Below are 26,364 nucleotides of genomic sequence, written 5' to 3' on the forward strand. Positions count from 1 at the left end.
CATCGATGAGCACGAATACGTCGTCGGCCGGTCCGTCAGGGGGAGCCGACCAGATCCCCCATCGCAGGCTGCCGTTCTGGGTGGCGCTGGCGATGTCGGTGGCCCTGGTGGGTCCGACGCTGGCGATGTCCGGCAATGGCCAGGGCCTGATCGCGACGGTCGGCAAGGCCATCCCGTTGGTCTTCCTGATCGGCCTGGTCGGGGTGTCACTCGTCGGATACAGCTTCGTGCGCCTGACCCGCCACCTGAACCATGCTGGGTCGGCCTACGGGTTGGTGGGCGGGACCATCGGGCCGCGGGCCGGGTTCTTCTCCGGCTTCGCGATGCTCGGCGCCTACGTCGGCTTCTCGATCGGCACGCTGGCACTGACAGCCGCCTTCGTGAACGCATTCATCGCCAAGTTGCAACCGGGCAACGACAACCCCTACCAGGTGCCGTGGCTGGTGGTCGTCGTGGTGGGCGCGGCGATCTCGTTCCTGTTGTCCGGCCGCGACATCCGGCTGCTGGCCAAGATCCTGCTCGTCATCGAGGGCATCGGCATCATCTCGATGATCGTGCTCGTGGTGGCGATCTTCGCCAAGGGAGGCGCACCGACGACCGGAGTCGACTTCAGCGTGTTCACGTTCGACGGGGTCTCGACTTCTGCCGTCATCAGCGGCGTCGTCGCGGCGTTCCTGTCGTGGGCCGGCTTCGAGGCCTGCGCCTCGATGGGTGAGGAGACCGACAACCCCGGCCGCAACATCCCTCGCGCGCTGGGCGGCACGCTGCTGCTCACCGGGGTGCTGTTCGTCGTCGTGATGTTCGCCCAGGTCGTCGGGTTCGGCACCGATCAGGCCGGCCTCGAGGCGTTCCAGAATTCGGGAAACACGTTGGGCGACTTGGGCAGCACCTACATCGGGCAGTGGTTCAGCCTGCTGGTCATCTTCACCGCGACGGTGGCGGCGTTCGGCTGCCACCTGGCCACCTCGGCGACCTCGGGCCGGATGCTCTACGCCTTCGGCCGTGACGGGTTCGGTCCGAAGGCGTTGGCGAACATTCACGAAGGCACCGGCGGCCCCCGCTTCGCCACCTGGCTGGTCGTCGGTGTGGCGCTGGTGGTCGACCTGATCTGCGGCGTGCTGGGCTGGCCCGACATGGGCACCGGTAACGCCGCCATCAACACCTACTTCCTGTTCGCCGTCGCGGGATCGGTCTGCCTGATGGTCTGCTACTTGCTGGTCGAGTTGGCGGCGGCCTGGTTCGTCGCCGCACCCAAATTCGTCGGTGTGCACGGCGGCGGCGGAAAGGTGCTCGGTCTGCTGCTGCCGTTGGTGGGCGCGGTCGTCATCGCGGTGGTGCTGTGGTTCAACGTCAAGGACGCCACCGAGTGGTCCGCCGCTCCGCTGCTCGGATTGTATTGGTGTGTAGTCGGATTGGTGATAGCGCTGGCTGCATCGGGTATCGCCAAACGCGTCGGTGAGTCGCTGACCGCCGAGTTGGCAGACACCACGGCGGTGCAGGCCGAGTGAGCACGCTCTACGCCCGCGACGAGGCGGCCGTCGCGGGCATCGAGAAGCTGCGATTCTTTCCGTTGGAGGTCGTCTCGGGCCACGGCTCCACTCTGGTCGACCCCGCAGGCCGCGAACTGCTGGACCTGTCGGCGACCTGGACGGCATCCGGTCTGGGGCACGGGCATCCGGCGATCGTCGAGGCGGTGACCCGCGCCGTGCGCGACGCTCCCGGCTCGGGTGGTCTGTCGGCCGTTCACCCCGACTCGGTGGGGCTGGCCGAGGATCTGCTGGCGCTGGTCCCCGGCGACGGCGAACGCCGGGTCTACCTGGGGCACGCGGGCTCCGATGCCAACGACGTCGCACTGCGCGCCTGCCGCCACGCCACCGGCCGACGCACCGTGCTGGCGTTCGAGCACAGTTACCACGGCGGTGTCGGAGTGGCCATGGGCGTGTCCGGGGTGCACGTCGACGCCGGGGCACCGCCGGACCCGGACGCGGTGTTCCTGCCGTATCCCAACCCATTTCGCCCCGTCGGTGACAGTGTCGAGGCCGACGTCACCGCCTGCCTGGAACTCGCCGAGGGCCACCTGGCCGGTGGGTCCATCGCCTGCCTGATCGTCGAGCCGATCCTGTCCGACGGCGGGCTGATCGTGCCACCCGACGGATTCCTGGCCCGCCTGCACGGGCTGTGCCGCCGCCACGGTGTCCCGATGATCTGCGACGAGGTCAAGATGGGCCTCGGCAGGCCGGGCACGCTGCACGCCTTCGATCACGACGGAATCACCCCCGACATCGTCACATTCGGCAAGGTGCTCGGCGGTGGGCTGCCGCTGTCGGCCGCAGTCGGGCCCGCACACATCCTGGACAACCCACCGGCCGCTGCACTACTCACCACCGCGGGAAATCCCGTGTGCACCGCGGCCGGTCGCGCCGTCCTGGCGACCATCGTCGGCGAACAACTACCGGAGCGGGCGGCCGCCATCGGCGCTCTGCTGGCGGACGGACTCCGCGGGCTGGCCGGCTCCCCCGGCGCCGAACGCATCGGGGACATCAGGGGCCGCGGCCTGGCGATCGGCGTCGAACTGGTCGACCCTGACAGCGGGGAGCGTGATTCCCGACTGGCGGGCCAGGTGGTCTACCGTGCGTGGGAGCTAGGGGCGATCGTCTACTACGTCGGCGGCAACGTCCTGGAGATCACGCCGCCGCTGGTGCTCACCGAAGCCGAAGCCGGCCGCGCCGTCGAGATCCTGGGCGCAGCCATCGCAGACGCCGCAGCAGGAAAAGTCAACGCCGAGGAGGTCGCACGATATGCCGGCTGGTGAATTGCCCTTCGGGGTGTCGGGAGGAGTCTTCGCCGGTGTCGAGGCACAGGTGCCCGATGCGCTGGCCGAGCACCTACACGGTGTCGAGCTCATCGACCATCACGTCCACGGCACCTTCAACGAGCCCGTCGACCGTGCCGGATTCGAAGCGGCCATCAACGAAGGGTCCACCGACCCTGTTCCGGATTTCATGACCCAGTTCGATTCCCCACTGGGCCTTTCCATCCGGCGTTGGTGCGCCCCGCTGCTCGGACTCGACGCGCACACCGGCGCCGACGAATACTGGGCACGGCGCAGCGAGTTCTCCCCCGACGAGCTCGCGTCCACCATGCTGCCTGCGGCGCGCGTCGGCCGCTGGATCGTCGATACCGGGTTCAAGGGCGACCTCATCACCACACCGGGACAGCTGACCAAACTCAGCGACGTTCCGTCGTCGGAGATCCTGCGCCTGGAGCGGCTCACGGAGGATCTGCTGGAGGCCGGGACCTCGCCTGCCGATTTCCCCGACGCCTTCCGCTCGGCGCTGCGCTCCGCGGTGGACAGCCTGGACGTGGTCGGCACCAAGACGATTGCGGCTTATCGGGTCGGATTCGACATCGACTGGTCACGGCCATCCGATGCCGAGGTGGTGGCCCATGCCCGCGAGCTCGGCGCACGGCCGGGCCCGCTGCGGGTCGACGACGAGCTGCTGATTGCGTTCGGTGTGCACGAGGCCGCCGAACACGGGCTGCCCATCCAGGTGCACGTCGGATTCGGCGACCGTGACATGGACCTGCACCGCAGCGACCCGATGCTGCTGTTGCCGCTGCTGCGCACCATGACACCGGTACCCGTCCTACTTTTGCACTGCTACCCGTTCCAGCGACAGGCCGGCTATCTGGCGCAGGCGTTCGACCACGTGAATTTCGACGTGGGACTGGCGATCAACTACCTGGGCGCCCGGTCCACCGGGCTGGTCGCGGAGGCACTGGAGACGGCACCGTTCGCCAAGCAGCTGTATTCCTCCGACGCGTTCGGGCCGCCTGAACTGCACGTACTGGGCTCGGTGCTGTGGCGCCGCGCGATGGGCCTGGTGCTCGGCGACTGGATACGGAGCGGCGACTGCGCCACCGACGATGCGATTCGGATCGTCGACATGATCGGTGTGCATAATGCGACGCGGGTCTATGGGGTCTGAGTGAATCCCGAATCCCAGCAAACCGCACCGCTTTTCGATTCACTGCAGCGGTTCGTCGAGCGAGGCCAGGCGCCCTTCTACAGCCCCGGCCACAAGGGCGGCCGGACGCTGGATCCGTGGTTCCGGTCGCACCTGGCCGAGCTGGACCTGAACAACCTGCCCGACACCGACACGTTGCATTGCCCGGAAGGCCCCATCCTCCAAGCAGAGCGGTTGATTGCCGATGCCTGGGGTGTCGGTGAGAGCTTCATCCTGGTGCAGGGCTCGACCAGCGGCAACATCGCGGTCGCGCTGTCGGCGTTGCGTCCCGGTGAACCGGTGCTGGTGGCGCGCAACGCGCACAAGTCCGTGCTCGCGGGCCTGGTTCAGGTCGGCGCCCGACCGATCTGGCTGGAACCGCGGTGGGACAACGAGTTCGGCGTCGCGCACGGACTCGACGCGGACGTGGTGGCCCGGGCATTCGCCGAGCACCGGGCCGCTGCACTGTGGGTACTGCACCCCACCTACTACGGCACCACCGGCGATATCGCGGCCCTGGCCGAATTGTGCCGCAGCCACGACGCCAAACTCCTTGTCGACGGCGCACATTCACCGCACTTCACGTTCCACCCCGACCTCCCCAGTCCCGGGGAAAAGTCAGGGGCGGCAGCCACCGTCCAGTCGGTGCACAAGATCCTCTCGGGTCTCAGCCAGGCCGCCGTTCTGCACATCGATCCCGCGGTGCTCGATCCAGCCGACGTGCGCCGCGCCCTGCAGCTGATCCAGACCACCAGCCCGCACTTCGCCATCATGACGTCGATCGACCTGGCTCGTCGGCAGATGGTGCAGCACGGACACGCCATGCTCGAGGCCACCCTGGACCGTGCGCGGCGCACAGCGGCGCGCCTGTCGGCGATCCCCGGTGTGAGCGTGTTGCGTCCTGAACATCTCGCCGGAGCACGCAGCGGGCTGCATCAGCTCGACGAGACCAAACTTCTGGTGGGGACGGCCGGCCTGGCCGCCGACGGCCGCGATATCGTGGCCCGGCTCAACCGGGTACACGGTGTGCAGCCGGAGCTGGGCGGTGGCGGGCACGTGCTGTGCATCACGACGATCGGCAACACCGAGACCGATATGGACCGGCTCGTCGCCGGTTTCACCGAGGTCGCAGACCACGCCGGACAGCGGCCTACGGCGTCAGGCACACCGTTGGTGGCCGACCTGATGGCAGTGCGTCCAGAGATGGTGTTGACCCCGCGGGAGGCGTATTTCGCCGCCGCCGAATCAGTGCCGTTGACCCGAGCCTCCGGACGTATCGCCGCAGAGGCCATCACGCCCTATCCCCCCGGCATCCCGTTGGTGATGCCCGGCGAGCGACTCGACGACGAGATCCTCGGGTTGCTGCGGGCACTGCGTCTGGCGGGTAACCCGATCAGCGCTTCGGATCCCGAGATGCAGAACGTGACCGTCGTCCGCTGACACCGGCATCTCTTCACTGCCAGCTGTCGGCGACCTCAAGAAACTCACTGCGTACCAGGTCCAGGGGTCGGTAGAAATCCCCGTCGGCAGCCGGCGGCTCGGTGTGCACGACGAAGCCGCGGACGGACATGCCCATGAAGCTGCCCAGAATGGTGATCAGCGGGCCGATGACGAAATCGGTGGCGGGATCGGCGCCGGTGGGTGTGGCGCGCGCCGAAATCACGGCGACCGGTTTGCCCCGCAGCGGAGCGATCCCCTCTGCTGCCGGTGACGTCGCGCCGATGACGTGGACATAGTCGAGCCACGCCTTGAGTGTGGACGGCACCGAGAAGTTGTACATCGGGGCACCGATGACGACGGCAGCGGCGCCGGACAGTTCGGCGACCAGCTCGTCTTGCAGCTGCGTCGCCTCCGGCGGCGGGCTGATGCCGACTTCAGGTCGCAGCGGTGCGGTGAAGTGCAAGGTGTTGGTCGGCAGGTGCGGCAGCGGGCTGGTGTGCAGGTCTCGCCGCCGGATGTCCCGCTGCGACCCCGCAGCGGCCCACCGCTGTGCGAACTCATCCGCCAGTTGCCGAGAGACTGACGAGCTCAGGTTAGCGGAGGAGTCCAGCTGCAAAAGGTAGGCCACGAGCAGGGGAGTCTAATGCGCCGTGCCACCACGAGCTGATGAGCAAATTCACAGATTGAGGGAGCCGGCGGCTGGGTATCCGGCGATTCCGCCGCATCGACGCGCCGGATACCCGAACGAGGAGCTCTTTTCGATGATTCACGAACTGGTGCTGGCCAGCACCCAACCAGAAGCGGCCGGATTCATCCTCCGCGGTATCAAAGGAATCTTCGTCGCGATCGGTAGCGTCATCGCTGCGATCATCTGCGGCATCATCGCCGCCACCAAGGGCCGCAACCCGTTCGGGTGGGGCATCCTCGGCTTGTTCTTCTCGATCATCACGCTCATCGTCGTCATCGTGATCCCCTCCAAGAAGTCGTAAGCCGGTACAGCTGACCAGGTTTCGGTCGGCGAGGATCGGGCATAAATAGTCGAGCGTCGACTCGTACGCACAGCCCGCGCCCGACGAAAGGCCGCCGTGACGACCGCCTACTCGAATCCTGATGTTGCGGTGATGCCCGGCGTGTATGCGCCGCAGCAGGATTCCCGTCTCCTGATCGACACGATGCGTAACCTCGGTGTTGCCGCCGGGCGCCGAGTGGCCGACCTCTGCACGGGAAGTGGGGTTGCCGCGTTGGCGGCCGCCGCCCAGGGTGCCGAGACGGTCACCGCGTTCGACGTCTCCCCCGCCGCGGTCCGGTGCGCCCGTGGCAACGCACTGTCCGCCGCGGCGAACGTCGACGTCCATCTGGGTTCATGGGCCAGAGCACGCGAATTCGGACCGTTCGACCTGGTGACCAGTAATCCGCCGTACGTGCCGCACGATCCCGCCAACGACGAGGCAGCAGTCTCCACCCGCTTCGGCCGGCCGCTCGCCTGGGACGCCGGCCGCGACGGCCGCCTCGTGCTGAATCCGCTGTGCGCCACGGTCCGTGACCTTCTCGACGACGACGGCGTGCTCTTACTTGTGCACTCGGAGTTCGCCGGCCTCACGCGGTCACTGGGCATCTTGGGAGACAACGGCATGTCAGCCCAGATCGTCGCGGAACAGTGGATTCCGTTCGGACCGGTACTGTCCGCCCGGGCCGCATGGCTTGAGCAGACTGGACTTCTGCAGGCGGGACGCCGGGTCGAAAGACTGGCAGTGATCAGAGCGCAGCGCCGGTGACGGATGCTGCGCGCCGCCGCGTCCGGGTGGTCCAGGGCGGCCCCATCATGATCGAGGGACCGGTCCGGATCGAACTACCCGACGGCTCTGTCGTCGACTCGGACCGGTTCATGGTCGCGGTGTGCGCCTGCCGGCGCAGCAAGACCTATCCCCTGTGCGACACCAGCCACCGCCGGGTGCGACCAGACCACCCCTCAGCTCAGGGGTCGAGCTAGCGAGGTTTCGCCTTCCCGCCAGCAGCCCGTCAGGTGATCGGCCAGTCGGTCCTCCAGCGCACCGAAGGCTCGCATCCCGAACACCACATCCGGCTCGAGGGCCGGTTCCCGCGCCACCAGATCCCCGACCACACCTGCGCGGACCACCTGCTCGTGCACGGCATCGGCCTCGACGTGCTCCTCGTAGAACGCCACGCACGGAGCACCGGCGCCGAGGCGTCGCAGTGCCTGCGCCATGCGGCGCGATCCCGGCGGGGAGGTGATCTCTGTTGCCGCGAAGTGCCCGACCGCCGCACCCCGTAGCTCACGATGCAAGCCGAACAGCGACATCAGGTTCACCACCGCCAGCGTCTGGGCCGGCACCGCATCCAGATAGCCGAGATAGGTCGAATCCAATCCCGCCGAGTCCATCAGGTCGGCGAACAACTGCTGGTGCAGCCGCTGACCGCGGCCCGCGCCGTATTCGTCGAATTCGATCGCGACGAACGACGCTTTGGCCTGGCCCTGCAACCGTGGGATGACGAACGCATGCGGATCGCCCTCTTTGAGGTGGTAGAGCGACCGGTGCACGAAATACTCCTGCATCTGCTCCCAGGTGCCGTTGTCCCGCAGGAAGTACGACGGCCCCTCACCGCGGGCGGGCTCGACGGACAGTACGGCCATCTCGTCGTCCGCGGAAGCATCTTCACGACCGTCGACCAGCTGGTGTACGGCCGCGAGAAACACATCTTCCATTCGGCCACGCAGGTGAAGCAGGCCGGCGTCCCATTCCCAGCGCGGATGAACTCCGCTGAATCCGCGGTAGTGCAGTTCGTAACAGATGTAGAGCGCCAGCTGCAGGTCCAGACCCAGTGGGTCCGCATCCGTCAGCGGCACCTCGACCCGCTCCAGATGGTGGCGGGACACCCGCTGACTCAGCAACTCGCAGACCGCCTGCGAGAGGGGGCCGCGGGCGCTGGGCAGACGCGGCTCCACGGCCGCAAGAGCGAAAGTCACCAGGAGTTGTTACCCATATCGACGGGTGTCCAATCACGCTGCTACCCAGCGCATTCAGCCCTGGTGGCTGATCATTCGGCGCCGTCGTCGACACGGCCGTCTCCGTCACGACTCCGGTGAGCCCGGCTGTGCGCGATCTCGTCGTGTAGGCCCAACCCGTCCGGCGCGGCGGCGTACCGGCGGCTCAGGTCGGCCAGCAGACCCTCGTCGGAAAGATCCAACGCTGTCGAATGCTTCCAATCGTGGTGTGCCACCGCCGTCAAGCGATCGATCACGTGCGTCTCGGCGACTTCGATGGCCAGCTCGCGGCGGCTGTCGAAGCTACCGGGTGAGAGGTTGATGGAACCGACGACAGCCCGGGCGCCGTCGGCCAGGATCATCTTCGCGTGCAGTTTGAGGTGCTTGAGGGTGTGCACCTTGATCCCGACGTCGTCGAGAATGCGTAAGCCGCTGACCCCTTCCAACAGCTTGGTCTTCTTCAAGGTGTGCGGCGGGCGTGCCATCACATGCACCTTCACTCCGCGGCGTGCCGCCCGCACCAGGTGCTCGATGATCACCGGATCCTGATAGCGCTCGTTCTGCAGTAGCAGCGAGTGTTGAGCGCGGTCGATGAAATCGGCGATCCGGGCGCGGCCATTGTTGGGGCACCAGATCAGGTGAGCGCCGTCTCCCGGATCGAAACCTACTCCGCTCCAATCGGATTCGAAGCAGTCGATGATCTCGGCCACCTCGGGATCCGATGGTGTCACCACAGCGTAATCTCGCGTGGACGTCAGGCCCTCCGTCGTCCAGTTCAGAGACTCTACGAACGCGTGCGTGTCGTCGACCACCATCGATTTCTCATGCGTGACCTCGAAGGCGGGGTTGGTTCGGCGTACTTCCACTCCGGCCGCCGCGAGCGTGGTACGCGCCAGGTCGTTGTCGGACTCACCGCTGCGCCGGGCCGGGTTGAGCATCACGCGCACGCGGACACCCCGGCGGTGCGCGGCCAGGACGGCATCGAGCAGCGGCGGGTGGGAGAACGCGAACATCTTGACGCGGATCGACGAGGTGGCGGCGGCGATGGCATCGACGACCGGCCGGGCGGAGTCCTCCGGCAGGATGATCAGCGACCGTGACATGGCCGCTCACCCTGGCAGGAATCCTCATCCTGGTACTGGAGTCGGTACAACTCGGCATAAATTCCGTTGTGCTCCATCAACGTTCGATGGTCCCCGAGCTCGGCGATCTTGCCGTCGTCGAGCACGATGATCTTGTCGGCGCCGCGAATGGTGCTGAACCGGTGGGCGATGATGACGACGGTGCGGTCGGCCATCAGTCGGTCGAGGGCGCCGACCACTGCCTGCTCGGACTCGGCGTCCAGCGCAGCCGTCGGTTCGTCCAGAAGCAGGATCGGATTGTCGCGGATCAACGCCCTGGCGATGCCGATGCGCTGCCGCTGGCCGCCCGAGAGCGACAGCCCCCGCTCCCCGACCGGGCTGTCGTAGCCGTGCGGCATCCGGGTGATGAACTCGTCCGCGTTGGCGATCCGGGCGGCCGCCACGATCTCCTCATCGCTGGCGTCGGGACGCCCGAAAGCGATGTTGTCCCGGATACTTCCGCGGAATAGCACGGTGTCCTGCAGGACGAACCCGATCTGTTTGCGCATACCCTGCATGCGGTAGTTGCGTACATCGAAATCGTCGATCTGGACTGCGCCGGCATTGACGTCGTAGAACCTGGCGATGAGACTCAGGACCGTCGACTTCCCGCTTCCGGTGTGCCCCACGATCCCGACCCGCTGGCCTGGTTCGACAGTGAAACTGACCCCGCTCAGTGCCGGAGTCACGTCGTCGTAGCTGAACGACACGTTGTCGAAGCTGATCTGTCCGCGCAGCGTCGGCGGGTCCACGGCGTCGGGAGCGTCGGCGATCGTCGTCGTGGTATCGACAATGGCCCCAACACGTTCCACGGCGACGGAGAACCCGGCGATCGCGTTGGTCATCTTGGCGAGATCCTGGACCGGCTTGAAGAACATGCCGAGGTAGGCGACGAACACGGTCAGCGTGCCCGCCGTCATGTGTCCGTGCAGGATGAGCCAGGATCCCCGCCACAGGACGAACGCGGTGCACAGTGCCACCACCACGCTCACCGCGGGCGTCACCACGGACTTGACCTTGCGGGCGTTGAGCGCGGCGGCGACCGTCTGCTCGCTGGCCAGAGCCAGTTCCTGTTCGGCGAGCTCCTGCCGGTTGAAGGCCTTGACCGCCCGGATCGATTGCAGCCCTTCCTGAACGGTGGTGACGATATCGGCCTGCCTGCGCCGGACCTCATGCGTCGCGGCCTTGACGGCGCGCCTGATGCGCAACACGAACAGCAACAGCAGCGGGGCCACCGCGACCGCGATGAGCGCGAAATCCCAATCCAGCCAGAACATCAGGCCCAACATGACCCCGATGGTTAGCACGTCGACAGCCATGCCGAGGGTGGCACTGGAGGCGAAGTCCTCGATGGTGTCCACGTCGTCGGTGACGGTGCTCAGAATCGGGCCGACCTGATGCGAGTCGTAGTAACTCAACGACAGGTGCTGCAGATGGTGATAGGTCCGGATGCGCAGATCATTGGCGATCCATTGGCCCACGCTTTCGGTCAGGTAGTTGACGGCGTACGCCGCCGCGCCCCCGACCACGGCGATCAGCGCCGTCATGATCGCCGCCAGCGCGGCGATATGCATGCTGCTATGACCGCCGAGGAGCGGCTTGGCGATGCCGTCGAGCCAGCCGGGCAGCCGATGGGCGCCGACTACGTTGTCCAAGATGATCTTCAGCGGCCACGGCGCGGCGACCACCATCGCCGTCTGGATCAGCATCAGCAGCAGAATGCCCGCGACGAGCCACCGGTAGGGGCGAAGCAACTCGGCGATCAGGCGCACCCTGTTACCTCACCAGGTCAGCGGAAGCGCATCAAGTTGTGGGAACAACGGAATCGGCTGCCGGGTGGCGGAGATATGCCGGCGCGTCGCCCGGCCCACGGAGAACGCGAACTACCGTGCATCGGAGCGAATGTCACACCGGTACACATCGTCGTTGCCGGGCGAACCAGCGGCGGGGGTAAGGTTTGTCGCGCTCAGTGCACCAGCGACGGCAGCGCGGCCGTCTGGCACCAAAGAACTCCCAGCACATCGTGAGGTAGCTGCCGTGCGGCCCAGCCATGAAGGCCCGGGACCACGCCTTCATGGCTGGGCCGCCGGCGCCGCATCCGCGTCGGCTTACGGTTCGATGTCGGTGGTCGCGGTGTTCGCGTTCAACAGCGGAGCCAGCCCGGCCGTCCTGCTGACTTTGCGCGGCATCTTCGCCATCCTGGCCATCGGGTCGATCTGGGTACTCACCGGCCGGGTCCGCCGCATACCATGGGCCGCCGCAGTCGGCCTGACCGTGGTGTGCGGGATCGTATTCGGCGCGCAAGTGGTGGCGTTTTTCGTCGCGGTCCAGCTCGGTGGGGCTCAGCTGCCGGTCGTCGTGGTGAATGTGTGCCCGCTGCTGGTGATCGGGTTGGTGTGGCTTCGTGATCGCACCCCGGTGCCGCTGACGCTGATCCTGCTGGCCGTCATCACGATCGTCGGGTTGATCTTCGTGGCCGGCGCCAGCACCGGGGCCGCCTCGCTGTCCGCGCTGGGCCTCACGCTGCTCAGCGCGGCCGGATATGCGGTGTATCTGGTCACCAGTGAGCGGTGGGTCCACCAGGTCGGCACGGTAGCGTCGGCGGGCCTGGTCACCTTCGGTTCGACCGCGACGATCGCGGTGTTCGCGCTGGCCACCGCCGACAACTTTGTGGTCTCCGCACCGGTGTGGCACACCGCCATCCTGCAGGGCCTGATCCTCACCCCGGTCGGCATGGGCGGCGCCCTGTATGCGGTGCGACGCCTCGGCTCCGTCCCGCTCAGTCTGCTCGGCGCGCTCGAGCCCGTCGTCGGGCTCACACTGGCGGCGGTCCTGCTCCATGAATCGCTGGCACCCATGCAATGGGTCGGTGTCGTCATCATCGTCGCGGCGTGCACCGCGGTACCCCTGGTGTCGCGTCGACAACCATTGGCCGCGGCCGCCCCGGCTCTGCTTCATCCGCCGGGGCTGGGGGAAGCCACGGTGCTCGACCCGCGGCCGCAGGTCAGCCCGAACACAGCGCGCGCCGCAGACGACAACCCCGCGCGCTGTGGCGAGTCGGACGGCGGCTAACGACTCCACGGACTCACCGGGTCGGCACGCCCGACGCGGGACCCCCAGAAGTCCCGGATGAGCCTAGTCGCAATGACTTTCGCACGCGCCGCGGATGCGCACGCCCGATTCGCCCGTGACGCAGCCACTTTCGGCGCCGTCACGTCGCCGGATATGACTCGTCCGAGTAGGACAGGGGTGCTGCGCCGACCTCAGCGAGCGAGGCGTGAATCACCGCCGCGGCAACGATGACCCGGACTCCGTGACAGCGCACATCGGCCGCGGGTTAGTGTGCTTCGGTCGGCCCCAGCGAACAGTCGATAGAAATGTTGAGCACAGTCATGACCGCAGCAGCAGAACCGTCGGCACTCGAAGCGCGGGTCGGCCACTACTACCAGATGGACGGCACCTACCTGGTCGGCCGCGAGAAGCTGCGCGAATACGCCCGCGCGGTGCAGGACTATCACCCTGCGCACTGGGATGCCGCCGCCGCCGCCGACCTGGGCTATTCGGGGCTGGTGGCGCCCCTGACGTTCACCTCGACACCCGGGATGAACTGCAATCGCCTCATGTTCGAGCAGATAGTCGTCGGGTACGACACCTACATGCAGACCGAAGAGGTCTTCGAGCAGCACCGCCCGATCGTGGAGGGCGACGAACTGCACGTCGACGTCGAGCTGACGTCGGTGCGCCGGATCGCCGGCCGAGACCTGATCACCGTCACCAACACGTTCACCGACGCGGCCGGCGAGCGGGTGCACACGTTGCACACCACTGTCGTCGGCGTCACCGCCGAGGATCTCAATCCCGAGATCAAGTCAGCCGTGCACAACGCGATGATGCACGACGTGAACATCTTCGGAGTCGGCGAAGCCGAGTACCGCAAGACGGTGCGCCCCGAGGGTGAGGTTCGGATCGCCGAGGCAGGCGTCACCCGCACGCCCGGCACCCCGAACTTCGACGATCTGAAGGTCGGTGACGAGCTCCCGGCTCACCACACCCGTCTCTCGCGCGGCGACCTGGTCAACTATGCCGGCGTGGCCGGCGATGCCAATCCGATCCACTGGGACGAGAGCATCGCCAAACTGGCCGGATTGCCCGACGTGATCGCCCACGGCATGCTCACCATGGGGTTGGGGGCCGGGTTCGCCTCTACTTGGTCGGGCGATCCCGGTGCCGTCACCCGCTACGCCATCCGGCTGTCCGCACCCGCGATCGTCTCGGCCACCGAAGGCGCCGACATCGAGTTCGGTGGCCGCATCAAGTCACTGGATCCGGCCACGCGCTCCGGTGTCGTCATCGTCACCGCCAAGTCCGCCGGTAAGAAGATCTTCGGCCTGGCGACGCTGGACGTCCGCTTCCGCTGACCAGGGGCGCCAGCTCCGACCCTGCCGAATCACCTTTCCTACCAGGCGAACTCCGGGCCGGTAAGCCGGCTGGATGCGGAACGGCGCGTCCGGTGCGACGAAATCCGTCTGGCGACCGACCGAGCGCCGGATCCCGCGGACCATGAACAGCGTCGCCGATCAAGGTGATGGGGCCAGTGCGGTGGGCTGGCGGCCCTCGGTCACACTGACTCCTGTGACCGCTGTTCGCACCCTGGCAGGACTGGAACGCGCCGAGTTCGCGGCGCTACTGCACGAGCTGACCCCGGAACAATGGAGCGTGTCCAGTCTGTGCGAGGGATGGACCGTGCGAGACGTGGTCGCGCACACGATCGCTTATCTCGGGCAGAGCCGCGCCCGGTTGATCATGAACATGGTTCGGACACGGTTCGACATCGACCGGCTGAACGCGAAAGGGCTCCGCGACAGCGCTGGGTTGGCACCCGAACAGCTCATCAGGCTGATGCACCAGGGTGGCCGACCGTCCGGCGCGGCGGCGCTCTACGGCGGCCGAGTGGCGCTGATCGAATGCCTGATCCACCAGCAGGACATCCGCCGACCGTTGGGTCTGCTCCGGACCATCCCCGAGGAACGCCTCCGAGTCTCGCTGAACTTCGCCCGCTTCAGTCCGGTCATCGGAGGCGCACGCCGCACACACGGTGCGCGGCTGGTGGCTACCGACATGGATTGGTCGGCCGGCCGCGGCCCCGAGGTCCGCGGAACAGGTGAGGCTCTGCTGCTGGCGATGACGGGACGGGCCGAATCGGTCGCCGGCGAGCTGGCTGGCGAAGGCACAACACTGCTGCGCTAAAGCACCCGACCGAAGTCGGGTTGTCCGGTGAGTGGCAGTTGGCGCGTGACGCGGTCGGTAGCGACACCCTCGACCGATCAGTCGAGGACAACCCACCGTTGCTGCTCTCTAGGTGGCCTGGGCAAGCCAGACGGTGCGATCGCGCGACCACGCCTTGGTCTCCGCCGCTCCACTCCATCGACCACGCCACTCAGCTCTGGGCTACCGAACCCCGACCGAGAAGCGGAGACCGATTCCCCCTTGCGCTGTGTTCACATAACGCCTGCTCAACTTCTCTCCAGGCCTGCGCAGAGACCGTTCGCACCATGGGTGCTTTCGCAAGGTACACCGTCGTATTCAGGGACTCCGTGAGGCGAACCAGGCACGTGGGTGGCTGTGGGAATTGCCTGTGGCCCTGGGGTCGGGTGGCCAGGTGTCGGATAGTTTCCGCCAGGAACATTGGGCGAGATGTCCGGGACGCACTCGCTGGTGAACGTGTCTTCCGACTCCTCTTGCGGGCAGACGGCGAGGTTGTGCGCTTCGGGGAGCGGCGTTCCGAACTCGACGAAGACGGATGCAGCCGCCAGAGCCCCTACGGCGAGGGCACCTGCGAGCCGCACCCTCCGAGCGCGACCCTTCGAAGAACTTCCGTTAACGCTCATCCCGCTCCTCGCCAACACATGCGAAACCTGTTGTTGTACAACACTTATCATAGAATGTCCAGATAATCCACGAAAGCCTCGCCCACTCGCGACTTGCAGCGAGGCGTGGAGGGCGGGGCCAGGCCGCGACTGGCAACCAGCTCCGAATCGCCCGCGACTACGCGGCGCGCCATCGCTGCACGGACCTCGAATTAGCTTGCGCTGCAGAGTGATATGTGCGCGAGCAAGACGGGTTACTGCGGTCCGACAGTGTGCCTGACCGCCAGCCGACGCCGCTAGGCAACCGCCATCCGGCAACGATAGAACTGTTCTCCGGCAGATCAGCCACTTCCCATCGGCCTAGGTGCGCTCGACAACGGTGCTGGTCTCGGGCGGACCATCGTTGTACGCGTCGGAGGCTTGCTGGACCTGGTCGAGGGAATCTTCGTCCTCAGGCCGGGCTTTGAGTCCAACGGTCTTTTCGATGATGAGGGCGATGATCAAGGTCGCGACGAAAGAGTATGCGATGACACTCACCAACGCGACCGCCTGATGCCCCAACAACGCTGCACCACCACCGTAGAAGATGCCATCCTTCCCAGCAGGATTGATATCGGCGGACCCGAAGAAACCGACCAGGAGGCTGCCCAGGATGCCGCCGACGAAGTGGACGGCGATGACATCGAGTGCGTCGTCGAACTTGCCCAGCACTTTGAGTTTGAGGGCCAGGCTGCATATTGCGCCGGCGAGCACTCCGATCACCACCGCTCCCAGCGTGCTGACGAAACCTGCTGCCGGTGTGATCGTGGCGAGTCCGGCGACAGCTCCGGTCACCCCGCCGAGAACGGTGGCGTGGCCGGTGGTGAATCGCTCGATCACGAGCCACACGAGCATGGCGGTCGCACCGGCAACTTGAGTGTTGAGCAGCGCCTGCGCCGCTACGTCATCGGCGCGCAGGCCATCGCCGGCATTGAAGCCGAACCAGCCGAACCACAGAATCGCGGCACCGATGACCACCATGGGGACTGAATGGGGCAGTGGCTCTCGATCCGGCCACCCCACACGCCGGCCGAGCACGAGCAGCAGGGCAAGTGCAGCCGCACCGGATGAGGCGTGGACGACCATTCCGCCCGCCCAGTCCTGCGCGCCCAGCCGTGCCAGCCAGCCAGGAGTCGACCAGAGCCAGTGGGTGATCGGCGGGTACACGATGATCGACCAGGCGGCCAGGAAGACCGCCCATCCAAATGCTTTGAGGCGGTACGCTACTGCACCGGTTGCGAGCGCCGGCGTAATGATGGCGAACATCATCTGATAGGCGACGAAGGCCAAGGTCGGGATGGCCACCAGATCGACCACGTGCCGGGGGTTGACAGGTGGCGCTCCCAGATCGGTGAGTCCGAAGAGTTCCAGGTCGCCGAGAAGACCAGCCTTGTCGTTGCTGAACGCGATGCTATAGCCGGCCAGCACCCAGGTGATGGAGATGACTCCGATCGGAATGATGTTCTGCTGCAACATGACCAGCACGCTGCGCCTACTGACCATCCCGGCATAGAACAGCGCCAGTCCGGGAACCATGAACAGGACCAGACCCGCACAGATCAGCACCCAGGAGGTGTCACCGGCGCTGACCGCCGGTTCGGCGGCCAGCGGAATGAAACCGGGAGTGGCGAACATCGTCACTGATTCTCCTTTTCGTGCAGTGGATTTACGGACTTACTCGTTGTTGCCCGGGCCAGTGGGCTGGGTTCGGCGGCTCCGCCGGCCAGATGCTCGTGTTGCACGGGATCAAACCGCTTCTTGGGTAGCAGGAACAACCATGTCGCGAAGACGAAGGGCGCGGTGCCCGGTGGCAGGCTTACCGGCGTGAGAGCCGATACGAGCATGGAATGAATGGCGACGGTGACCAGTACACCGAATATGGCGAACACGGTGACACGAGGCGACGGTCTGTAGAAGACGCACCCCAGTGCGACGGCCGTCAGCACGGCGCTGAAACCGTAGAGACCACTGTGAATGTCGGGTGCCGGTGCGCCCATCGCCAAGCTGGCACCTATCGCCAGCGCTGACCCGCCCAGGGCAAACACGCCCGCCCACACCGACGACACCACCAGCGCGACGACGAAGATAGCCCCGGTGATCGCATTGTTGATGAGGAATACCTGAGCAATGTTCTTCAACAGTGCTTCGACCAAGAATCCTGGCGTGATGTTGACGTGGGCTGCCGCGCCAGTCACCTGAGACGGGAATTGCCCTGGGTTGAGGTCTGTCGTCCGCAGTCTCATGAACTGGAATGCGCCCATCAGAAAAATCCAGTTGACCAGGTTGAACGGGAACGTTAGCGCGGGTACTCCCCATGTCTTGCAGACCGTGGCGGTGGCCATGAAGACCACTGTCGATGCAGCCGAAGCGACGACGAGATAGAACCAGAGCATGGGCGTAATGCCCAGGAACGTGGGGAGCGCGGCCCCGACGAGGACGCCGTTGTATCCATAGAGACCTTTGCGCAGCGATGGCTCGTCGGGTTGCAGCGCGATGGCGGTGATCGTCGAGACGAGGAGCCCGATCACTGCACCGAGCAAAACCTGGGGCGTCTTGGCGACGACGGCGCCGTAGGCTATTCCGGCCAGGAACAGCACACCCGTCAGTGAATTCTCCTGAAAGAACACTTGGCCGGCGCCTTTGAAGTTGAGATCGGCAAAAGTCGCGACGCGACCCCGCGGTCGGAACTGAGTCCAACGGGTGCCCAAACCCATTACGTACCTCGCCTCTCCCACGAAACCTGCTGCCACAGTGTGCTTATCGGCACCTATTCATCCCCAGCGCGGCTCTGGATGAAGTTCGGCGCCGAGCACAGTCGCGCGCACCGTCGCCCAGAATTGACGGACCCTGCGCTTGACCGGCCCGGACTCCGAACCGATAACCTTGAAGATCAGACCGGCGTCGTTGGGGAGAACGCTGGCCCCGGAATACACCCCGTCAACAACACCGGGATCGGTTTGAGCCAGGATCTCCCGCGCACACTCCGAAGGGGTCAGGGCGATCACGTTGGCGAACACATCGTATTTGCCCATCGCGCCCACGGACCTCACGGGCATGACGGCGGGCTCGATGAGAATTTTCTCGGTGAACAGTCGCGAACCGCCAGGACGCGTGACGCGTACCAAAGCTGAGAAGAGGTCGTAGCAAAATGCTTCTCCGCCCGCGTGGTGTTTGCGGCCCGGCATCACGATCTCCGACATCAGCATCGTCGCCGTTGGGTCGACGACTATATCGGTTTGGGTGACGTAACGAGAGTTCCGATGGGGAATGGTCACCCCCGGCATGTATTCGAGGTAGGAGCGCTCGGACAGCTCGAAACGTTGCTCCATCAACGCGTAATTCGCGTCCATGGAATGGACCTTGGTCGCCGATTGCGTGGTCAGATGCGCCTGGGTGTCTGCAGCCATGTTCACCGACAGGTGGAGCCGGTCGCCTTGCAGCACACACCCCGAGGTGGAGATCAAATAGACACATGCCATGTCCGGCAGCGCCTCGTCCCAGTACAGCGCCTGTTGCACCAGCAGTGGCGTCTTGCGGTACATATCGGCAAGGATGGTTTTGGAGCCCCGTTGCGCGAACCGCAAACGAGCGACACCAGTCTTGGCGACTCGCCCAGCCGGAGCTTGCCGCGGCTGGTCCTGATACGGCGTGAGTTCTGGCAGGGATATAGCGGTCACGACACCCCGATACCTGAACCTTGCTTATCGTCGGCGGTGTCGAAGAGCACGCCATGCGAGATGAGGTCGACGACCTCGCTAATCCCCTGCCCCGTCCTGCAATTGGTGAACACGAACGGTTTCCCACTCCGTTGTGCCGCCGAATCACGTTCCATCACAGACAGATCCGCGTCCACATAGGGAGCCAGATCTGTCTTGTTGATAACCAAGATGTCCGACTGAGCGATGCCCGGTCCGTTCTTTCTCGGGATCTTATCGCCCGCAGCGACGTCGATGACATAGATGAAGTAGTCCACGAGAGCGGGGCTGAACGTCAATGTCAGGTTGTCACCACCGCTTTCGATGAACACAATGTCAGCGTCAGGGAACGTGCGTTCCATCTCCTCGACCGCCGCCAGATTCATCGACGGATCCTCGCGGACCGCCGTGTGTGGGCAGGCTCCGGTCTCCACCCCCACGATCCGTTCCTCAAGGAGGATTCCCTTGAGCGCCTTCTGGACATGCTTGGCATCCTCAGTGGTCACCACATCGTTGGTGATGATGAGAACGCTGGTGTTACGGTCGATGAAATGCGGTGTGATCGCCTCGATCAGTGCAGTCTTGCCCGATCCCACCGGACCGCCGATCCCGATTCTCGTCGTTTTCTTCATTCGACTCCTTAGTTCATGAACATGCGGATGTGTGACCGGACATGGATTGAGGCAAAAATATCCATCATGGGGACGAACGACGTCATATCGTCGATACCAAGGCCGCAGATGGCGTCATAGTCTTTCTCGGCAGTGCCATTGACCGCGAAGAGGATCTCCTGGGTTTGAACGTGGTCTACCCGCGCGATCCGCAGCGCTGCCCCCAGAAGTGTTGAGGCCACACCATATTGGTGCACCCCGAATGCGTCGGTCTCGGGTGAGCCCAGTTCGGCGAACACCACCGCCAGCCCCACCGGAAACGTTCCTGGAGTCTGCCCCGATGTCAGTCTTTCCAGCCAGCATTGGATGAGCGTGGAATCAGGCACAACGCGTGTGGTGAGTTCGGCGAGTTTGCGGCCCATACGCGAGGTCATCGTGCGGGCTTCCTCGTTGATTTTTCGTTCCCATACGGCGTGGTCGGCAGCCACCACTCGGTCGAGATCACCGGCGCGGGCGCCGCGGTGGGCATGCAAGAGCGCGATGCCATCGCATCGCGCCGCTTGCCGTACCGAGACCTCCACGAACTCCCCTAGGCTGCGAGCATCGGTGATGAAGCCCTCGGCGACCGCGGTTTCCAACCCATTAGAGAAGGAGAACGCTCCAACCGGCAACATACTGTCCGCGAACTGCATAGCCCGCATCTGTTGCACCGCTGTGTTGAGTGGCGTGGCGCTATTCTTTCGGGTCATGGGTGTGGCCCTCGCTATCGCGGGCAGCCCCTCCGAACAACCTGCGGGCCTCGTGCGGGGCGATATAGGGGATGACCTCGGCGCCCGGGATGAAACGATGGCGCACGCCTTCCAGTGCGTGGGTACGCATCACGGAATTCATCACCGGCTGCGCAACCGTCAGCGGTACATAAACCTTGGTCCCCTTGATGACCGCTGGCCAATGCTGATTGCCCAGCGCATGCCCCAGCTCTACACACGTTTGAATCACGGCCTCGGGACTGCGCCCCACCAAGGCACTCAGATCGACCTCCAAAACCTCACTGAGATCGATACGGGCCACGATCGCCTTCGACGTCTGTGCGTCCCACCAGAGCACGTCTCCGTCTCGGAGCTGCACTCCACGTTCGAGCGAGATCGCCACTTCTCGGTTTCCCGTGGTGGGCCGGCGAATTCGGCTCTTTTGGGCCTCCCACTGGTCTAGGAGAACTTCCTCGACTGCACAGACAGCGAGCCGGTCAACCCACTGCGCATCGGATTGATTACCCAAGATCCTCTCGACCAAAATGGGTTTGCCGATGCCAGATTCTGTTGTGGTGCTGGTCATTCCGGCCCCCTTAGCTGAAAAAGTAGAGTTGGTTGAGGCTGATCGACTCGGCGGGTTCGACGTAGGCGTGTTCGCCGTCAACCGTCACGGCGAACGTCTCGGGATCGACAACGATGTTCGGGGTTTCCGAATTGCGGACCATGTGGTGCTTAGAAATCGATCGAGTGTTCTCGACACCAATGACCTGCCGCTCAAGACCAAGACGCTCTGCGATACCCGATTCGGCGGCCGCCTTGGACACGAAAGAAACGGAAGTCTTTGGCAGCGCCTTTCCGAACGCGCCGAACATCGGCCGATGTATGACCGGCTGAGGGGTCGGCAGCGACGCGTTCGGATCACCCATGGCAGCCCAGTTGATGGCACCACCTTTGATGATCGTCTTGGGCTTCGCGCCGAAGAACGCGGGTTCCCAAAGCACGAGGTCTGCCATCTTTCCAGGAGCGATCGAACCCACGACATTCGAAATCCCGAAGGTGATCGCCGGGTTGATCGTCACCTTGGCGACGAACCGTAGGACACGGAAGTTGTCATTGCCAGGAGCATCCTGGGGGAGTTTTCCCCTGGCTCGCTTCATGCAATCCGCTGTCTGGATAGCGCGCAGCCAGTTCTCGCCGATGCGTCCCATCGCTTGGGAATCACTGGAGATTACCGAGATGACACCCATGTCGTGCAGGACGTTCTCCGCGCCAATGGTCTCAGCGCGTACTCGACTTTCGGCGAAGGAGACATCGGACGGCACAAGCGGGTTCAGGTTGTGACAAACCATGATCATGTCGAAAAGTTCTGCCTGGGTGTTGATCCCGTAAGGCAACGTCGGGTTTGTCGACCCGGGCAACACGTTCTGCTCACCCGTGACACGAAGGATGTCCGGGGCGTGGCCGCCCCCAGCTCCCTCGCTGTGATAGGTGTGGATCGTCCGACCCTCGAAGGCTGCGATCGTGTCTTCGACGTAGCCCGCCTCGTTGAGCGTGTCGGTGTGAATGGCCACCTGTACGTCGTATTCGTCGGCCACCGCCAGCGCCGCCCGGATCGCCGAGGGCGTCGAGCCCCAGTCTTCGTGGATCTTCAGTCCCGCAACCCCGGCGCGGATCTGTTCGACCATTGATGCGCGGCCTGACGAATTACCCTTACCCAACATGAGCACATTGACAGGTAGGCCCTCGTTGGCCAGCAACATCATCTCGGTGTTCCACACACCTGAGGTGATGGTCGTGCCGTTGGTTCCGTCGGTGGGGCCGATACCGCCGCCGATGAGCGTAGTGATCCCGCCGCTCAGGGCTGCGTACGCTTGTTGGGGCGAGATCAGGTGAACGTGGGCATCGAGTCCTGCGGCAGTGAGAATAAGCTGCTCACCCGAGATGGCATCGGTGGCCGGACCTGTCGTGAGCCCGGGAGTAACCCCGTCCATCGTCGATGAATTGCCGGCCTTGCCGATACCGGCGATCTTTCCGTCTTTGATACCGACGTCGGCCTTGATCACACCTAGCAGTGGATCCACGATCACCACGTTCGTGATGACGATGTCCAGAGCGCCGGTGTCGCTTAATGCGGCGGGGTCCTGGCCCATTCCGTCGCGGAGGGTCTTGCCGCCACCATAGATCGCCTCGTCACCGATAACGCGAAGGTCGTCCTCGATTTCAATGAATAGATCCGTATTGCCCAGTCGGATCTTGTCACCGGTTGTTGCACCAAAAAGCCCAGCGTATTCTTTACGCGAAATACTCGTCATATTGTGTCCTCAAATTTCTGAGTGGCGATAGATTACTTCGGCGAATCGCTGCTCGCGAAGCCGCGTTCGACCGCTAAATCAATAGCCTGCTGAAGACGGGGGCTATACGTCGACGACGGGGGCGCCCACCCGTTGACCAGGTCGTTGAACCCGTGAACGCGGTTCTTCCCCCCGAACGGAACCAAAGTGACTTCCCGTTCATCGCCAGGCTCGAACCGGACTGCAGTACCTGCGATAATGTCTAAACGCCATCCAAAAGTTGCACCGCGATCAAAAGAAAGAGCACGATTGACTTCCATGAAATGGAAATGCGAGCCCACTTGAATCGGCCTATCGCCGGTATTCCGCACCGTTATCGTCCGACGCTCGCGGCCGCTATTGATCTCAATCTTTTCGGGCCTCAGAACATATCCACCCACGGGGACCTTGGAGCCAGACAGTGCTGGATCCACATCGTGAGTTTGTGATTGTAAATCGTTGTCGCTCATAGCCTTACCTTCCGGACGTGCCCGAATGTCAACGGATGGGTGCGTGCACGGTGACCAGCCGGCTCCCATCTAGGAACACCGCCTCGACCTGTACACGCGTGATCATGTCAGCCACGCCTTCCATCACGTCATCGACGGTGAGAACATTCGACGCATCGGCCATCACCTGCTCAACAGTCTTTCCCTCGCGAGCGCCCTCCAATGCCGCCGCGGTTATAACCGCAACCGACTCCGGGTGGTTCAGCTTGAGCCCCTTGTTCTTTCTTCGCAGGGCGATATCCGCCAGGGTCAGAATGGCTTGTCAAGCTCGCGCGGTGTGAGGTGCATGAACCGAACCCTTATCTCAGAGGGGAGAAGCAACATCCTATTCGCAAATAAATTTATAGCAGGCCTCCGGTGACCACCTTTTGTGACGAAGGACACACGCGAAACTATCGGAATTAACCTGTGGGCAGTCAGGCATCGTGTTAAAGGAGAGTGCTCCGGGTCAGGATGGACCTCGCCGCACATCCAATCGTTGCGCGCAATCGCGTCATCGACAGCACCTCCGCAGCCATGGCGCCGAGCGCGATATCGACGATCCGCAGCATGTCCTCCGTGGATGCGAATACCGCTCCCGTCGAGCATGATTCGCTGGGCGCGGGCATCTCAATCCCCGGCAGATCACCGGCTCGGATCATTCGACGAGGTCGTCGATTGGCGGTCGCACACCGTCATTGGTGAAGGCAGGTAGCAGGTGCGTGAAGGCGGGTAACAAATCCGTCGGGTCGCCACACCAGGGCAGCGCCGATAGTTGGCCGATGCTGCGTCGTCCGCCGAACGCTCGCAGTGCCTCGAAATCGGAGATCTCGAGGGTGAGTTGACCTTGGACGGTGGGCGGTTCACCGAGCTGGGCGGCTCCGATCGTGGGCGTGATCAATCGTAGCGCCGGGAGCCCCCCATGCCGGATGAACCGATCACCCATCGTTGTCACAAAACCAAGAGCGACCTCGAACGCGAGATCGCCTGCGCGGGAGCCCGGTTCACTCAAAGCGCCGCGAAGATCATGCTCATGGGTGAGAGTGTCGAACACGAGTTGGCAGGCGGATGCTTGTGGAGCCAAAGCAAGGGTCGATGTCACCGAGTCGATCATCTGACCCCACCGGTCGAGTAGTTCGTCGATGCTGTGCCCGCCGAGGCGATCGAGCTGCGCTTGGGTCCAGGAGTCCGCGGCCTTGTCCTCCAGGTTGAGCGAAACGATGTCCTGGGCGACGCCGGCGAGATGGGCGACGGTGTGACGGATCGTCCATGCGGGGCAGGCCGGGACCGGCAGTGCGGCGAGGTCGGCACGGCCGCGGACGAGCGCGTCGACACGATCGAAGACGAGACGATAGCCCGCGGCCACGTCAGAGATCGGCGACAGTCGAGGCGGCTGGCCGGGCCGCATCTGATGGCCGTTACCTTCGCTGCCTGAACCCATGAGCGGCGACGGTACACCGATAGTAAGAAAAATAAGACAATATTAAGCTAAATCTAAGAAGGGCTGGCGGTGTCGCGCCACACTCGGCGCGACACACGTGCCATCCCAGTCGCCGCTCGACCAGACCTCGGCCTACCCGACGCCTTCCATCAGATCGGTCTCGGTCTTGCCGATCCGGGCGATCACCTCGGGTCGGCGCTGAGCGAGTACGAAGTACCAGACCAGTGCGATGATGACCGTCGCGAGGAACACATACGGAATCACGTTGAGCGGGAACGCCGGAACGGGATAGACGTTGGCGAAGAAGGTGTAGGCCATGGTGCCGACCGCGATCACGGCGGCCACCCACACCAGAGTGTTGGGCATGCTCTCGCGCTTGGTGTAGACGACGCAGGCGATCGCGACCAACGCGTAAGCCACCATGTAGCCGTAGGTTCCGTAGGTGTCCACCCACACCACGATGTCCATCGGGTGCACCCCGAAAGCCAACATGATCACGTCACAGGCGATCACCGAAGGACCGGCGACCAGCAGCACGCGGTGCGGGGTGAGGTGTCCTTCGTGGGTGCGGCCGAATTTTTGGGCGACCACACCCTCCTTGCCCATCACGTAGACGATGCGGCCGACGACGTTGAGCGGTGCGACCACGACAGCGAAGAAGGATGCGCCGACGCCGAAGGTCAGGATAGGCGTGAACCACGACGGCATGCCGATCAGAACTGCGATGTCCTGCAAGGGACTTGCGCTGTCGGCCAGGCCTTCCTTCAGCAACGCGATCTGGGTGTAAGCGGCGAAAACATAGAGCACACCGACGACGACGGCGCTCCACATGATGGCTCGCGGGATGGCGGTGTACGGGTTGCGGGCCTCACGGCCGAGCGCGTCGGCCGAGGAGAAGCCGACGAACCCGAGGATGCCGAGCACCATGCCGGTCGCGACCCCCTGCGCCGGGACGTCGGTCAGCGAGAACTGCGACGGATCCCATGCCGCGTCGCCGGCCCACACCAGTGCGAGAATCAGCAGGACCGTGATGATGGTGACCGAGATCAGCTCCAACACCAGCGACACCCGCGCCGAGAGCCGGATCCCGCGGATGGTGAACAGCGTCGCCAGCCCGCCGAGAACGATAGCCAAGGCGATCTGCCAGCCACGGCCCTCGATCGGGATGCCGATGAGATTGAGGAAGTCGTTCATATAGGACACCGCGCCGCCCAGCGATCCGGCGGCGATGCCCCAACAGCCGATCAGCAGCGCCACGCCGGCGAGGTACGCACCGAACGGGCCAAGGCCCTTGGAGACGTAGGTGTAGAGCGAACCGGCCGACGCGTTGCGGCGGGCGAACACCACAACGCAGTAGCCGACCGCCAGGATCGCGACAGTGGCCAGAGCGAACGACAGGATGGTCGCCTTGCCGGCGCTGAGATAGATGGCCGCAGCGGTGAAGGCGATCACAGCGCTGGGGGCGATATTGGCGATCGCCTGGGCAGCGAGTTCAGGCCCGGACATCACGCCGTGGCGCAATCCCGCATCGGTGGGTCCCGCATCGCGGGCTGTGGTGGACATGCAGTG

25 protein-coding genes are annotated in these 26,364 nt (G+C 64.6%); 10 read left to right on the forward strand and 15 right to left on the reverse strand.

From position 1 onward, the window contains the following. The first annotated feature begins 5 nt into the window (after window positions 1-5). From H7J73_RS18590 to H7J73_RS18605, 4 genes are read left to right on the forward strand one after another with little or no spacing between them, the layout of a single operon-like run. On the forward strand, window positions 6-1,508 hold the full coding sequence (locus H7J73_RS18590) for an APC family permease (RefSeq protein ID WP_264069035.1): 1,503 nt from the start codon (window positions 6-8) through the stop codon (window positions 1,506-1,508). Further along, window positions 1,505-2,812 carry an aspartate aminotransferase family protein gene (locus tag H7J73_RS18595; RefSeq protein ID WP_264069036.1) on the forward strand — a complete coding sequence of 436 codons (1,308 nt, stop codon included), beginning with the start codon at window positions 1,505-1,507 and terminating at the stop codon, window positions 2,810-2,812. Before H7J73_RS18590 ends, H7J73_RS18595 begins: the two co-directional genes overlap by 4 nt. Continuing rightward, a complete protein-coding gene (locus H7J73_RS18600; protein WP_264069037.1) occupies window positions 2,799-3,989 on the forward strand; it encodes an amidohydrolase family protein in 1,191 nt (396 codons plus the stop codon). The genes H7J73_RS18595 and H7J73_RS18600 overlap by 14 nt, the downstream gene beginning before the upstream one ends. Continuing rightward, the gene (locus H7J73_RS18605; protein WP_264069039.1) at window positions 3,990-5,447 is read left to right on the forward strand and encodes an aminotransferase class I/II-fold pyridoxal phosphate-dependent enzyme; all 1,458 of its coding nucleotides are present in this window, start codon (window positions 3,990-3,992) and stop codon (window positions 5,445-5,447) included. Window positions 5,448-5,460: 13 nt separating this feature from the next. On the opposite strand, the gene H7J73_RS18610 is transcribed toward H7J73_RS18605, so the two are convergent. After that, the gene (locus H7J73_RS18610; protein WP_264069040.1) at window positions 5,461-6,075 is read right to left on the reverse strand and encodes an NAD(P)H-dependent oxidoreductase; all 615 of its coding nucleotides are present in this window, start codon (window positions 6,073-6,075) and stop codon (window positions 5,461-5,463) included. Window positions 6,076-6,208: 133 nt separating this feature from the next. Between H7J73_RS18610 and H7J73_RS18615 the strand changes: the two genes are divergently transcribed. The 3 genes from H7J73_RS18615 to H7J73_RS18625 all read left to right on the forward strand — a co-directional run bounded on the left by H7J73_RS18615 (window position 6,209) and on the right by H7J73_RS18625 (window position 7,437). Beyond that, window positions 6,209-6,436 (forward strand): deoxyribodipyrimidine photolyase, encoded by a 228-nt coding sequence (locus tag H7J73_RS18615; protein WP_264069041.1) that lies wholly within the window; start codon window positions 6,209-6,211, stop codon window positions 6,434-6,436. Between the two features lie 96 nt (window positions 6,437-6,532). Next, entirely contained in the window at window positions 6,533-7,222 is a 690-nt protein-coding gene (locus H7J73_RS18620) for a HemK2/MTQ2 family protein methyltransferase (RefSeq protein ID WP_264069042.1), read from the forward strand. 47 nt (window positions 7,223-7,269) lie between these two features. After that, window positions 7,270-7,437 carry a CDGSH iron-sulfur domain-containing protein gene (locus H7J73_RS18625; RefSeq protein ID WP_276031475.1) on the forward strand — a complete coding sequence of 56 codons (168 nt, stop codon included), beginning with the start codon at window positions 7,270-7,272 and terminating at the stop codon, window positions 7,435-7,437. Here H7J73_RS18625 and H7J73_RS18630 read toward each other — a convergent pair. The 3 genes from H7J73_RS18630 to H7J73_RS18640 all read right to left on the reverse strand — a co-directional run bounded on the left by H7J73_RS18630 (window position 7,417) and on the right by H7J73_RS18640 (window position 11,344). Then, window positions 7,417-8,433, reverse strand: coding sequence for an iron-containing redox enzyme family protein (locus tag H7J73_RS18630; protein ID WP_264069044.1), 1,017 nt, complete (start codon window positions 8,431-8,433; stop codon window positions 7,417-7,419). The genes H7J73_RS18625 and H7J73_RS18630 overlap by 21 nt on opposite strands. Before the next feature lie 71 nt (window positions 8,434-8,504). Next, window positions 8,505-9,554, reverse strand: a complete 1,050-nt coding sequence (locus H7J73_RS18635; protein ID WP_264069045.1) for a phospholipase D-like domain-containing protein — start codon at window positions 9,552-9,554, stop codon at window positions 8,505-8,507. Beyond that, window positions 9,539-11,344 (reverse strand): ABC transporter ATP-binding protein, encoded by a 1,806-nt coding sequence (locus tag H7J73_RS18640; protein WP_264069046.1) that lies wholly within the window; start codon window positions 11,342-11,344, stop codon window positions 9,539-9,541. The genes H7J73_RS18635 and H7J73_RS18640 overlap by 16 nt, the downstream gene beginning before the upstream one ends. 265 nt (window positions 11,345-11,609) lie before the next feature. Here H7J73_RS18640 and H7J73_RS18645 point away from each other — a divergent pair, with 265 nt between their 5' ends. From H7J73_RS18645 to H7J73_RS18655, 3 genes are all read left to right on the forward strand, one after another. Continuing rightward, window positions 11,610-12,644: a DMT family transporter gene (locus H7J73_RS18645; protein ID WP_264069048.1), complete on the forward strand. Its 1,035-nt coding sequence runs from the start codon at window positions 11,610-11,612 to the stop codon at window positions 12,642-12,644. A gap of 320 nt (window positions 12,645-12,964) precedes the next feature. Further along, complete coding sequence (locus H7J73_RS18650; RefSeq protein ID WP_264069288.1) at window positions 12,965-13,990, forward strand: fused (3R)-hydroxyacyl-ACP dehydratase subunits HadA/HadB; 1,026 nt, start codon at window positions 12,965-12,967, stop codon at window positions 13,988-13,990. A 214-nt stretch (window positions 13,991-14,204) separates the two neighbouring features. Next, window positions 14,205-14,819, forward strand: coding sequence for a maleylpyruvate isomerase family mycothiol-dependent enzyme (locus H7J73_RS18655; protein ID WP_264069049.1), 615 nt, complete (start codon window positions 14,205-14,207; stop codon window positions 14,817-14,819). Window positions 14,820-15,799: 980 nt separating this feature from the next. Here the strand turns inward: H7J73_RS18655 and H7J73_RS18660 are convergent. From H7J73_RS18660 to H7J73_RS18710, 11 genes are all read right to left on the reverse strand, one after another. Next, a complete protein-coding gene (locus H7J73_RS18660; RefSeq protein WP_264069289.1) occupies window positions 15,800-17,113 on the reverse strand; it encodes an ammonium transporter in 1,314 nt (437 codons plus the stop codon). A 2-nt stretch (window positions 17,114-17,115) separates the two neighbouring features. Further along, window positions 17,116-18,192 (reverse strand): urea transporter, encoded by a 1,077-nt coding sequence (gene yut, locus H7J73_RS18665; protein ID WP_264069050.1) that lies wholly within the window; start codon window positions 18,190-18,192, stop codon window positions 17,116-17,118. A 57-nt stretch (window positions 18,193-18,249) separates the two neighbouring features. Next, entirely contained in the window at window positions 18,250-19,155 is a 906-nt protein-coding gene (locus tag H7J73_RS18670; protein ID WP_264069051.1) for an urease accessory protein UreD, read from the reverse strand. After that, window positions 19,152-19,805: an urease accessory protein UreG gene (gene ureG, locus H7J73_RS18675; protein WP_264069052.1), complete on the reverse strand. Its 654-nt coding sequence runs from the start codon at window positions 19,803-19,805 to the stop codon at window positions 19,152-19,154. The genes H7J73_RS18670 and ureG overlap by 4 nt, the downstream gene beginning before the upstream one ends. Before the next feature lie 8 nt (window positions 19,806-19,813). Next, window positions 19,814-20,476 carry an urease accessory protein UreF gene (locus H7J73_RS18680; RefSeq protein WP_264069053.1) on the reverse strand — a complete coding sequence of 221 codons (663 nt, stop codon included), beginning with the start codon at window positions 20,474-20,476 and terminating at the stop codon, window positions 19,814-19,816. A 40-nt stretch (window positions 20,477-20,516) separates the two neighbouring features. Beyond that, window positions 20,517-21,119: an urease accessory protein UreE gene (locus tag H7J73_RS18685; protein ID WP_264069055.1), complete on the reverse strand. Its 603-nt coding sequence runs from the start codon at window positions 21,117-21,119 to the stop codon at window positions 20,517-20,519. A gap of 10 nt (window positions 21,120-21,129) precedes the next feature. Continuing rightward, window positions 21,130-22,848, reverse strand: coding sequence for an urease subunit alpha (locus H7J73_RS18690; RefSeq protein WP_264069056.1), 1,719 nt, complete (start codon window positions 22,846-22,848; stop codon window positions 21,130-21,132). A 32-nt stretch (window positions 22,849-22,880) separates the two neighbouring features. Continuing rightward, entirely contained in the window at window positions 22,881-23,336 is a 456-nt protein-coding gene (locus H7J73_RS18695; RefSeq protein ID WP_264069057.1) for an urease subunit beta, read from the reverse strand. A 28-nt stretch (window positions 23,337-23,364) separates the two neighbouring features. After that, entirely contained in the window at window positions 23,365-23,631 is a 267-nt protein-coding gene (locus tag H7J73_RS18700) for an urease subunit gamma (RefSeq protein ID WP_435405536.1), read from the reverse strand. A 381-nt stretch (window positions 23,632-24,012) separates the two neighbouring features. Continuing rightward, complete coding sequence (locus H7J73_RS18705) at window positions 24,013-24,795, reverse strand: maleylpyruvate isomerase N-terminal domain-containing protein (protein ID WP_264069058.1); 783 nt, start codon at window positions 24,793-24,795, stop codon at window positions 24,013-24,015. A gap of 132 nt (window positions 24,796-24,927) precedes the next feature. Beyond that, complete coding sequence (locus tag H7J73_RS18710; protein ID WP_264069059.1) at window positions 24,928-26,358, reverse strand: APC family permease; 1,431 nt, start codon at window positions 26,356-26,358, stop codon at window positions 24,928-24,930. Window positions 26,359-26,364: the final 6 nt, after the last annotated feature.

Origin of the sequence: Mycolicibacterium komossense, from assembly GCF_025822605.1 — a bacterium.
GTDB classification, from domain to species: Bacteria; Actinomycetota; Actinomycetes; order Mycobacteriales; family Mycobacteriaceae; genus Mycobacterium; species Mycobacterium komossense.

Bases quoted from the DNA above. Each gene is read 5' to 3' on its own strand.
- H7J73_RS18615 (WP_264069041.1), top strand. From the start codon at position 6,209: ATGATTCACGAACTGGTGCTGGCCAGCACCCAACCAGAAGCGGCCGGA.
- H7J73_RS18590 (WP_264069035.1), top strand. From the start codon at position 6: ATGAGCACGAATACGTCGTCGGCCGGTCCGTCAGGGGGAGCCGACCAG.
- H7J73_RS18705 (WP_264069058.1), bottom strand. From the start codon at position 24,795: ATGGGTTCAGGCAGCGAAGGTAACGGCCATCAGATGCGGCCCGGCCAG.
- H7J73_RS18650 (WP_264069288.1), top strand. From the start codon at position 12,965: ATGACCGCAGCAGCAGAACCGTCGGCACTCGAAGCGCGGGTCGGCCAC.
- H7J73_RS18600 (WP_264069037.1), top strand. From the start codon at position 2,799: ATGCCGGCTGGTGAATTGCCCTTCGGGGTGTCGGGAGGAGTCTTCGCC.
- yut (WP_264069050.1), bottom strand. From the start codon at position 18,192: ATGGGTTTGGGCACCCGTTGGACTCAGTTCCGACCGCGGGGTCGCGTC.
- H7J73_RS18685 (WP_264069055.1), bottom strand. From the start codon at position 21,119: ATGACCAGCACCACAACAGAATCTGGCATCGGCAAACCCATTTTGGTC.
- H7J73_RS18695 (WP_264069057.1), bottom strand. From the start codon at position 23,336: ATGAGCGACAACGATTTACAATCACAAACTCACGATGTGGATCCAGCA.
- H7J73_RS18680 (WP_264069053.1), bottom strand. From the start codon at position 20,476: ATGCAGTTCGCGGACAGTATGTTGCCGGTTGGAGCGTTCTCCTTCTCT.
- ureG (WP_264069052.1), bottom strand. From the start codon at position 19,805: ATGAAGAAAACGACGAGAATCGGGATCGGCGGTCCGGTGGGATCGGGC.
- H7J73_RS18625 (WP_276031475.1), top strand. From the start codon at position 7,270: ATGATCGAGGGACCGGTCCGGATCGAACTACCCGACGGCTCTGTCGTC.
- H7J73_RS18660 (WP_264069289.1), bottom strand. From the start codon at position 17,113: ATGTTCGCCACTCCCGGTTTCATTCCGCTGGCCGCCGAACCGGCGGTC.
- H7J73_RS18690 (WP_264069056.1), bottom strand. From the start codon at position 22,848: ATGACGAGTATTTCGCGTAAAGAATACGCTGGGCTTTTTGGTGCAACA.
- H7J73_RS18635 (WP_264069045.1), bottom strand. From the start codon at position 9,554: ATGTCACGGTCGCTGATCATCCTGCCGGAGGACTCCGCCCGGCCGGTC.
- H7J73_RS18710 (WP_264069059.1), bottom strand. From the start codon at position 26,358: ATGTCCACCACAGCCCGCGATGCGGGACCCACCGATGCGGGATTGCGC.